Source organism: Sedimenticola hydrogenitrophicus (assembly GCF_025175675.1).
Classification (GTDB): domain Bacteria; phylum Pseudomonadota; class Gammaproteobacteria; order Chromatiales; family Chromatiaceae; genus Sedimenticola; species Sedimenticola hydrogenitrophicus.
Genome location: NZ_JANIOA010000035.1, coordinates 38196 through 46508 on the forward strand (window position 1 = coordinate 38196; position 8313 = coordinate 46508).

Annotated in this window: 9 protein-coding genes; all 9 read left to right on the forward strand. The window is 61.9% G+C overall.

The features are described 5' to 3' along the window. Positions 1-153 precede the first annotated feature (153 nt). The 9 genes from tpx (at position 154) to rhlE (ending at position 8107) form a co-directional block, all read left to right on the forward strand. The gene (tpx, locus tag NPX02_RS16430; protein ID WP_260294877.1) at positions 154-654 is read left to right on the forward strand and encodes a thiol peroxidase; all 501 of its coding nucleotides are present in this window, start codon (positions 154-156) and stop codon (positions 652-654) included. 72 nt (positions 655-726) lie between these two features. Next, positions 727-2082: an electron transport complex subunit RsxC gene (rsxC, locus tag NPX02_RS16435; RefSeq protein ID WP_260294878.1), complete on the forward strand. Its 1356-nt coding sequence runs from the start codon at positions 727-729 to the stop codon at positions 2080-2082. A 304-nt stretch (positions 2083-2386) separates the two neighbouring features. Beyond that, positions 2387-3457 (forward strand): RnfABCDGE type electron transport complex subunit D, encoded by a 1071-nt coding sequence (locus NPX02_RS16440; protein ID WP_260294880.1) that lies wholly within the window; start codon positions 2387-2389, stop codon positions 3455-3457. Next, entirely contained in the window at positions 3454-4143 is a 690-nt protein-coding gene (locus NPX02_RS16445) for an RnfABCDGE type electron transport complex subunit G (RefSeq protein WP_260294881.1), read from the forward strand. Before NPX02_RS16440 ends, NPX02_RS16445 begins: the two co-directional genes overlap by 4 nt. A 10-nt stretch (positions 4144-4153) precedes the next feature. After that, a complete protein-coding gene (gene rsxE / locus NPX02_RS16450) occupies positions 4154-4816 on the forward strand; it encodes an electron transport complex subunit RsxE (RefSeq protein WP_260294882.1) in 663 nt (220 codons plus the stop codon). Then, positions 4806-5396 carry an electron transport complex protein RnfA gene (locus NPX02_RS16455; RefSeq protein WP_260294883.1) on the forward strand — a complete coding sequence of 197 codons (591 nt, stop codon included), beginning with the start codon at positions 4806-4808 and terminating at the stop codon, positions 5394-5396. Before rsxE ends, NPX02_RS16455 begins: the two co-directional genes overlap by 11 nt. Beyond that, positions 5389-5565: a chemotaxis protein gene (locus NPX02_RS16460; RefSeq protein ID WP_260294884.1), complete on the forward strand. Its 177-nt coding sequence runs from the start codon at positions 5389-5391 to the stop codon at positions 5563-5565. The genes NPX02_RS16455 and NPX02_RS16460 overlap by 8 nt, the downstream gene beginning before the upstream one ends. Before the next feature lie 34 nt (positions 5566-5599). Next, positions 5600-6454, forward strand: a complete 855-nt coding sequence (locus tag NPX02_RS16465; RefSeq protein ID WP_260294885.1) for a ferredoxin reductase domain-containing protein — start codon at positions 5600-5602, stop codon at positions 6452-6454. 207 nt (positions 6455-6661) lie between these two features. Continuing rightward, positions 6662-8107, forward strand: coding sequence for an ATP-dependent RNA helicase RhlE (rhlE, locus tag NPX02_RS16470; RefSeq protein ID WP_260294886.1), 1446 nt, complete (start codon positions 6662-6664; stop codon positions 8105-8107). Positions 8108-8313 lie beyond the last annotated feature (206 nt).

An 8313-nucleotide genomic window follows, 5' to 3' on the forward strand; every position in this document is an offset into this window, starting at 1 on the left:
CCGGATTTTTGTTTGCCTTCAAGGTCCGGCAAGGCGTGCATAGTCGTTCTATGTAAGTCTTGCCGTAACGCAGAAGGCGGACGAAAAGACCAGCAAGATGTAGTAGTTATTTATTGACAAGCCCTAATACCACCAGCAAAGGAGAGAATGACAATGGCAACAGTAACTTTACACGGAAACCCTGTCTCCACCAGTGGCGAACTGCCGGCCGTCGGCAGCCAGGCGCCTGAGTTTTCGCTGGCCACCAAGGAGTTGGCCGATGTCGGTCTGGCGGATTTTGCCGGTAAGAAACGCCTGCTCAATATCGTGCCGAGCCTGGACACCCCGACCTGCGCCATCTCGACCAAGAAGTTCAACGAGTCGTTTGCCGCACGCGATGATGCGGTGGCCATGGTGATCTCGGCCGACCTGCCGTTCGCCCAGGGCCGCTTCTGCGAGACCGAAGGACTGGAGAACGTGGTCACCCTGTCGCTGATGCACGATCAGCAGTTCGCCAGGGATTATGGCGTACTGATCACCGATGGCCCACTCAGGGGCGTTACCTGCCGCGCAGTGGTGGTGGTGGATGAGAACGGTACCGTCACCTATACCCAGCTGGTGTCCGAGATTGGCGATGAGCCGGACTATGCGGCGGCGCTGGAGGCGTTGAAATAGCGATCGATCCGGGCGCGGCCGTTAGGCGGCCGCGCCGCGACCGGTCAGGTAGTTGAAATCAGCGGAGAGAGCATGGGTCTACTCAATCTTTTCAGGCGCAGCAAAACCTTCGGGCATGGCGTGCACCCTATGGACCATAAGGAGCAGACGGCGCACCTGGCGATCAGGCGCCTGCCGTTTGCCCCGAAGGTATACGTGCCGCTGGCTCAGCACATCGGTGCGCCGGCCGTGGCCCTGGTGAAGCCGGGCCAGGAGGTGGTGCGCGGCGAGCCGATCGCCGAGGCGGGGGGCTTTGTCTCGGTGCCGATGCACGCCCCGGTTACCGGCATCGTGCGCGCCATCGACCAGCTGGTGCCCACGGCGGCGGGTCCCAAGACCCCGGCCATCGTGATCGAGACCTACGAGGCGGCGACCCAGGAGGTGCTGTACGGACTGGATCAGGATCTGAATGCACTTACCCGCGAGGAGCTGATCCAGGCGGTGCAGGCCAGCGGCATGGTGGGGCTGGGCGGAGCCGCCTTTCCCAGCCATGTGAAGCTGCTGCCGCCGCAGGGGAAGGCGATTGAGACCCTGATCATCAACGGTTGTGAGTGCGAGCCCTATCTCACCTGCGACCATCGGGTGATGCTGGAGCAGACCGACCGGCTGATCAACGGTATTCGCGCCATGCTGCGCGCCACCGGGGCCAGGCGGGCCATCATCGGGGTCGAGGACAACAAACTGGATGCGGTGCGGGCGATCCGCGAAAAACTGCCTGCGGGAGAGGCGATCGGCTGCGAGGCGGTGGAGACCAAATATCCCCAGGGGGCGGAGAAGATGCTGATCAGCAGCCTGCTCAACAAGGAGGTGCCCTCCGGCGGGCTGCCGGTGGATATCGGCGTGGCGGTCTACAACGTCGGCACCTTGGCGCAGCTGGGCGAACTGATACCGCGCAGCCGCGGCCTGATCGAGCGGGTGGTGACGGTGTCGGGTCCCGGCGTCGACCGGCCGGGCAACTACCTGGTGCCCATCGGCACGCCGTTGCGTTTCCTGCTGGAGCAGGTGGGGTCCAGCTCCGCGGCCAATGAAGTGATCGTCGGCGGACCCATGATGGGTATGAGCGTCGCCTCGCTGGATGTGCCGGTGACCAAGGGCGTCTCCGGTGTGGTGGTGTTCGAAAAAACGGCGGAGGATCAGCAGCGGCACACAGTGCACCCTTGTATCAAGTGCGGCGCCTGCCTGGATGCCTGTCCGATCAATCTCAACCCGTCCATGCTGGGCCAGCTGGCCGGCGCCCGGATGTATGAGACGATGGCCTCCGACTACCACCTCAATGACTGTTTCGAGTGCGGTTGTTGCAGCTATGTCTGTCCATCGAATATTCCGTTGACCCAGTATTTCCGCATCGCCAAGGCGGTGAATCGGGAGACCAAGGCGATCGCGGCCTGATCGGTTTGAGCGTCACCTGAATCCCCGGGGTAGGCCCCGGCTTTGCCGGAACCACGGATGAACACAGATTCACACAGATAGGAGATCAGGATTCTGAATCTGTGTTTATCTGTGTGAATCCGTGGTTCTCCAGGGTCTCGGTCGCCTTAGGCGGCTCAGGCTGTTGTGGCGCCTTTGAGGCGCTCACCCAATAATCCCCCGGCTTTGCCGGTGGTAGTTAACGTGGGGAAGGGGAGTAGTTCCCGTGGCGTTATCCGCCAACCCTGAGTTGTGAACGGGACCGGAAGCCCCTGCAGAGTAGAGCATGAGTAGAAAGCAGAAAAAAGTTGTCGAGATCCGCACTTCCCCCCATCTGAAGAAGGCAATCTCCGTAGAGCAGATCATGCGCAACGTGGTGTACGCGCTGTTGCCGATTTGCGCCTGGTCGGTCTATCAATTCGGTATCAGCGCCCTGGTCCTGATCCTGGTGACCACCCTCTCCTGTATCCTCACGGAGTCCCTGTTCTGCAAGCTCTCGGGGCGTCCGAACAGCGTTGGGGATTTCAGTGTCGTGATCACCGGTCTGTTGCTGGCCCTGACCCTGCCGCCCGGTTTTCCACTGTGGATGGCGGCGGTGGCCGGTTTTGTCGCCATCGGTCTGGGCAAGTCCCTGTTTGGCGGCCTGGGCTATAACGTGATGAACCCGGCGCTGGTGGGGCGTGCCTTCGTGCAGGCGGCGTTTCCGGTGGCCATCACCACCTGGACCCCGGGATTCTCGGCCGGACGATTCCTGGAGTTCATCCCGTCGAGCCTGGCGCTGCCCTTCATGTCGCCGGTGGATACGACCGACTGGGTGCGTTTCCATGCCGCAGATGGATTTACCGGCGCGACCCCCCTGGCGTTGCAGAAGTTCGAGCACATCACCACCGGCAGCCTGGATCTGCTGGCCGGCAGTGTGTCGGGTTCCGCCGGGGAGACCTCGGCGATGCTGATTCTGGTCTGCGGGCTCTACCTGGCGTTTCGCAAGATGATGGACTGGCGCATTCCGGCGGCGATCTTTGTCGCGGCCACGCTGGTTTCCGGTCCACTCTACCTGATGAATCCCGAGGTCTACCCCTCGCCACTGTTCGTGATCCTGTCCGGCGGCCTGATGCTCGGCGCCATGTTCATGGCCACCGACATGGTGATCTCGCCCATGACGCCGCGCGGGGTCTGGCTCTACGGCGGGATCATCGGCCTGCTGACCGTGCTGATCCGCCAGTTCGGCGGCCTTACCGAGGGGGTGATGTATGCCATCCTGGTGGCCAATGCCCTGTCGCCGTTGATCGCCTCGGTGACCCAGCCGCGGATCTTTGGTGCTACCAGGGGCGCGACCAGGAAGGAGGCGGAGTCATGAGTAGTACTGAACAGATCCAGGCCCGGCCGCAGACGCCCAGTCTCGCCATGCTGCGCACCCTGGGCGGTGTGGCCATGCTCTCCGGCCTGCTGGTGGTGCTGGTGTTCCAGTGGACCCAGCCGCTGATCGAGGAGAACAAGCGCATCGCCATCGAACAGGCGGTCTCCCGGGTGATACCGGGGGTGGTCAGCAAGAAGGATTACATTCTCGGCCCCGACGGCCTGTTCCTGGCGGATGTGCCGGGTGCGCAGGGTGAGAAGATCTATGCCGCCTACAACGGTGACGGCAAGCTGCAGGGGATTGCCCTGGAGGCGGCGGCTACCGGTTATCAGGACGTGATTCGTATCCTCTACGGCTACAACCAGGACTGCCAGTGCGTCACCGGCATCAAGGTGTTGAAGATGGCCGAGACCCCGGGGCTGGGTGACAAGATCGCCTTCGATCCGGAGTTCCTGGAGAACTTCAAGGCCCTGGATGGGCGGTTGAACGAGCAAAAGAGTGGCCTGGAGAACGCTATCGTCACGGTCAAGCACGGCAGCAAGCGGGAGCAGTGGGAGATTGATTCGATATCCGGTGCCACCATCTCCTCCAAGGCGATCGGTCGCATGATCAATGCCAGCGGGCAACGCATGTTCCCGCTGATCATCCAGCACCTGGATGAGCTAAGAACCGGACGGGAAAACTGAGGTAAAGCGCATGTCGGTACTGCCCAATAAACAGGAGAAGGTGACCCTGGACACCTTCATGCGGGGACTCTGGGAAGAGAACCCGGTATTTGTCATGCTGCTCGGGCTCTGTCCGGTGCTGGCGGTGACCAATTCCACGATGAATGCCATTGCCATGGGACTGGCCACGCTGTTCGTGCTGGTGGCCTCCAGCACACTGGTGTCACTGTTGCGCAAGATGATCCCCAAGCAGGTGCGCATCGCCACCTATATCATCATCATCGCCACCTTCGTCACCATTGTCGATTATGTGATCCAGGCGATCAGCCTGGACCTGTACAACGCCCTGGGTGCCTTCATCCAGCTGATCGTGGTCAACTGCGTGATTCTTGGCCGGGCCGAGGCCTACGCCTCCAAGCAGAAGCTGGGGGCCTCGGTCGTCAACGCCATCGGCATGGGCACCGGGTTCACCATCGCGCTGCTCTGTCTCGGCACTGTGCGTGAACTGCTGGGTGCCGGCACCATTCTCGGGGTACAGATCTTCAGCAGCAACTTCGAGCCCTGGGTGGTGATGATCCTGCCGCCTGGTGGTTTCTTCGTGCTGGGGGCCTGGTTACTGCTGTTCGACTATCTGAAACAGCGCAAGGAGCAGAAGCTGCTCAGCGCGGAGGGGGCCGTGGCCAATGGATCCTGATTCACTCATATTCATCTTTCTCAATGCGGCGCTGATCAACAACTTCGTGCTGGCGCTGTTCCTCGGCCTCTGCCCCTTCCTCGGGGTGTCGGCCAAGAAAGAGACCGCCTGGAACATGGGTATCGCCACCATGTTCGTGATGCTGGTCAGCTCCATCTCCGCCTACGGCATCAACTGGGTGCTGGTGAAGTTCGAGATCGAGTTCCTGCGCCTGATCTGTTACATCGCGGTCATTGCCTCCGCCGTACAGCTGGTGGAGATGACGGTGAAGAAGCTCAGCCCCGGCCTGTTCCGGGCGCTGGGTATCTTCCTGCCGCTGATCACCACCAACTGCGCCATTCTCGGCCTGGCCCTGTTCCAGACCTTCCGGGAGTATGACTTTTTCCAGTCGCTGGCATTCAGCAGCGGCGCCGGTGTCGGCTTTACCATCGCCCTGATGCTGATGGCGGGGCTGCGCGAGAAGCTGGCGCTGGCGGAACTGCCCAGTGTCAGTCAGGGTGCCGCCATGAGCCTGATGCTGGCCGGTCTGCTGTCACTGGCGTTTATGGGTTTTGCCGGCTTGGGGGGATCCCATGCTTAAGGTACTATTGGCCAGCGCGGTCATCATGGGCGTGCTGGTAGGCTGGATCCTGGTACAACGGATGGCGCGTGAATTCGCCCGTCACCATCCGGAGTTCGGGCCCTACCAGGAGAAGCGGGGATGTGGCGGCAACTGCTCATGCAGTGGTGGTTCCAGCTGCAGGAAATAGTATCTGGAACAAGCCGCGTGGTGCGGAGGTAAGCATGAGTGAAACCGAACTGGGACCGGCGGTAGTGGCCGAGGTCGTCGAGAGCCGGCGCATCACCCCGGAGTCGACCGACGAGGTACGGCAGATCGTGCTGCGGGTCAATGAGCCCTCGTTCCGCTACCACGAGGGCCAGTCGGTGGGTGTGGTGGTGCCGGGCCCGCACGCGTTCGGCAACAAGTACCATATGCGGCGCTACTCCATCGCCAGTGATCGCAGCAGTTCAAGAGAGGAGAGCGTGGAGTTTTCCATCCTGGTGCGGCGCTGTTTCTATATCGATCCGGTGAACGGTGAACGCTATCCCGGTATCGCCTCCAACTTCCTCTGCGATGCACGGGTCGGTCAGAAACTCTCTGTCACCGGCCCCTATAAAAGCCCGTTTACTGTCCCCTCCGACAACCGTGCCAATCTGCTGATGATCGGCGTCGGTACCGGGATTGCCCCGTTCCGCGCCTTCATTCAGCACATCTACCGCCAGCAAGGGGGCTGGAAGGGGCAGGTGCGACTGTTCTACGGCGCCCGCAACGGTGTGGACATGCTCTACATGAACGATCACAACAGCGATCTGAAAGAGTATTTCGACGAGGAGACCTTCCTGGCCTATAACGCCCTGGCCAACCGCCCCCTGATGAGCGATACCGATGCACTGCAGCAGTCATTGGATCTGCATGTGGAGGAGGCCTGGTCGCTGATCCGCCAGCCCGACACCTATGTCTGTGTCGCCGGACTGGCCAAGGTTCAGCAGGCGCTGGACCGGGTCTTCGGTGCCGCCGCCGGTTCCAGCGAAAACTGGGAGGCAATCAAGGCGGAGCTGGTCCGGCAGGGGCGCTGGTCGCAGCTGTTGTACAGCTGACCGGCTATCGACATAGCCAGTCTGTTGCGCCAACTGCCAGATTATCTTGTGTTTTTGCGGGAAAGGGCTAGAATGTCGGCCTTCACGCACTCCGGTCTGCGTAACCCCATCGCGGTAACACCTTCAGGAACACCTCGATTCAACAACTTTCATAGTTTTGCCTAGGCTGGCCCCATGATGGGTAGGCATTCAGGAGCATTTATACCTATGTCGTTTGACTCACTCGGCCTTTCCGCCGAACTACTCCGTGCTGTCTCTGAACAGGGTTACACGGAACCGACGCCGGTACAGCGTCAAGCCATCCCTGTGGTACTTGAGGGAAAAGATATTCTCGCCGGTGCCCAGACGGGTACGGGCAAAACCGCCGGCTTCACCCTGCCGCTGCTGCAGTTGCTGAGCCTGCACTGCCAGGGCAAGGGGCGGCGCCCCATCCGTGCCCTGGTGTTGACACCCACCCGGGAACTGGCCGCACAGGTCGCGGAGAGCGTCGAGACCTACGGCCGGCACCTGCCGTTGAAATCCACGGTGGTCTTTGGTGGTGTGAAGATCAACCCGCAGATCGAAAAGCTGCGCCATGGCGTGGATATCCTGGTGGCGACGCCGGGACGGCTGCTCGATCATGCCCAGCAGAAGACCCTGGACCTCTCCCACGTGGAGATCCTGGTGTTGGACGAGGCGGACCGGATGCTGGATATGGGCTTCATCCACGATATCCGCAAGGTCCTGGCGATGTTGCCGGCAAACCGGCAGAACCTGCTGTTCTCCGCCACCTATTCGGAAGAGATCAAGGTCCTCGCCGACAAACTGCTGAACGCCCCGGTGCTGATCGAGGTGGCGAGACGCAACACCGCCGCGGAGAAGGTGGAGCAGCGGGTCTATCCGGTGGATCGCGAGCGCAAGCGGGAGCTGCTCTCTTTCCTCATCGGCTCGCGCAACTGGCGTCAGGTGCTGGTGTTCACCCGTACCAAGCACGGCGCCAACCGGCTCGCCCAGCAGCTGGAGAAGGATGGCCTGAGCGCGGCGGCGATCCACGGCAACAAGAGCCAGGGGGCACGTACCCGGGCCCTGGCCGGCTTCAAACAGGGAGAGGTGCGGATTCTGGTGGCCACCGATATCGCCGCGCGCGGACTGGATATCGATCAGTTGCCCCATGTGGTCAACTACGAGCTGCCCAACGTGCCGGAGGATTATGTGCATCGGATCGGCCGCACCGGGCGTGCCGGCAACGAGGGCGAGGCGATTTCACTGGTGTGTGTGGATGAACATCGGCTGTTGCGGGATATCGAGCGGGTGCTTAATCGCGAACTGCCCCGGGAGACCCTGCCGGGCTATGAGCCCGATCCCAGTATCAAGCCGGAGCCGATCATGAATGGCCGCAACGGTGGCGGTGATCGCGGCCGTGGCCGGCAGCAGCAGGCGCCGCGTTCGCGCGGCAATGGTCAAAAGGCGCAGCCCCATAAAGAGCAGCGGGCCAGGCGTGAACAGTCCGCGCCGGTGACGGCGAAGGCGGGTGACGGCGCCACGCGGGCCAAGCCCAACGGGAATCAGCGCCCGTCGGCGCCCAGAAACCAGGGCGAGTCGACGGGGGCAGTACCGAGTGGTGGAAGACGCCCGCGGAACCGCCGCGACCGGGCAGCCCTGCTGAGGGGCTGAACCACCGCGGAAATCCCCCGGCACTGCCGGGGGACTCGTCATAGCGGATGGCAGATGGACACTCGCCAAGACGCCAAGCTCGCCAAGGAAAAACGATTCGTTTTCTTAATTCTACTGTAACTACTCACGGGGTGATTGGCCTGCCTTGCCAGCCTCACACGATGGCTTGTCTCCTCGAATCCGGCCCCATTTTCAGCGCCTGCGCA